The organism is Paenalicyclobacillus ferrooxydans, from assembly GCF_001399675.1.
Taxonomy (GTDB): domain Bacteria; phylum Bacillota; class Bacilli; order Alicyclobacillales; family Alicyclobacillaceae; genus Alicyclobacillus_B; species Alicyclobacillus_B ferrooxydans.
Genome location: NZ_LJCO01000078.1, coordinates 1 through 1,466 on the forward strand (window position 1 = coordinate 1; position 1,466 = coordinate 1,466).

1 protein-coding gene and 1 pseudogene are annotated in these 1,466 nt (G+C 50.6%); both read right to left on the minus strand.

Going from position 1 to position 1,466, the window contains the following annotated elements:
• Window positions 1–292: hypothetical protein (locus tag AN477_RS17960; protein WP_157062046.1), on the minus strand; the 292-nt coding region annotated here is incomplete at its 3' end.
• A 106-nt stretch (window positions 293–398) separates the two neighbouring features.
• Window positions 399–1,466 (minus strand): annotated as a pseudogene (locus AN477_RS25105) (hypothetical protein); the annotation flags it as partial.

The window sequence follows — 1,466 nt, forward strand, 5'->3', positions numbered from 1 at the left end:
AGGTGGCGCCTGCGACACACAACCAGGCTATGCCACCCAGAGCCCCGCAAGCAACAATAAATAGTGCAATCTCACCAAAAGGAACCGCTGTCTTCGACAATGTGTACACCAAGTAAAATCCGACCAGGGCCATCACCGCCAACATTTGAGCCTGTTCCTCAACGAGGATTTGAATCCACAAAAGTCGACGAAACGGCCACAGCATAATTTTAGGTAGCCAATAAATAGCCAACGCAGCTACGCTGGGAATCCACCACGGTAAATCTCGAATTTGTAGGATCAGCCAATGCACGACCGCATCCCTCCTTTCCTCAGACACTATCACTTTGACGACGGTACCGTGGGCGTTTTTTGATCATAAATGCGACTCGGCGTAGGTACTTCACCGAGTCGCATTCTTAACGGCCATACATAACGGCATTGCGGGCGTCCTGCATAAGCGCTTGAGTTCCTACCTTACTATTCTTGTGTAAATCAACGGGGGGTGTCACGTGAAGCCTCCCTGTGACCACTGCATCTTTTGCACGTCTATCAAGCATCGCTGGCCGATAGCTGGAATATGCCTGTCGGTAAGCCGTTTGCACTTCAGGGCTATACGAGGATAGATTCTGTACGTGAAGTCCCGAATTCCATCCAGTCTCCATATTCGATATCGCCATTCTGGCCTGTTTTGTACTCATAGACGTAGAACTTTGAAGAGCGGATGCGAGACTGGTGTATGCAGTTCGATAGGACTCTTCAGCGGCAGATAAACCGGTGAACCTGTTTTCTTTCGGGTCATACAGATGGTTGATACTCGGCAATCGTGCTGCAAGAGAATTGGTTTCCATCATGCCTTGCATATGGGACCGCATCGCATGGATCCGTTGTTGTTTCAGCTGCTGGTTTGTGGCGTACTTTGCGGTCGCCTGAGCCATCGGCTGTGCAACGAAGCCAGTCCATCGACCATTCACTGCATTCGCAGCGGTTCCAATCTTCGGTATGACTCTTGAAGCGATAGCCCCAGGTACACCCCCGGACTCTTTATATTCCTTGCTTATGCTTTTCCCAATTATTCCGAGATTGCTGTTCGCTACAGTGTTCTTCACAGATGCCACTGTACCTCCAATGGCATCAAGTGTTCCAGACCGAATTGCATGCCTGAGCGGCCCTCCGTAGAAGCCATTTCCACGACGCAAATTAGCTTTATTTATGGGCGTAGATGATGCATACTTCGCCTTTGTACCAACTGAGTCTAGACCGACACCGTCAGCCTGTATGGAATCCCCAAACGCGCCAAGCTGGTGATGCAACATAATGTCATCCACACCTGCTCCTGCCTGAATGGCTTGAGCGAACACTTCTGGACGCTCTTTGACTGCCTTCTCCGCTTTGGCACGTACGGAAGGCATGTTGTCCATCGCTCTAAAAACGGCTTTGGCGGGTGTCCCAATGGCTTTGGCGGCACCTTTTACGGCCATCTTGCC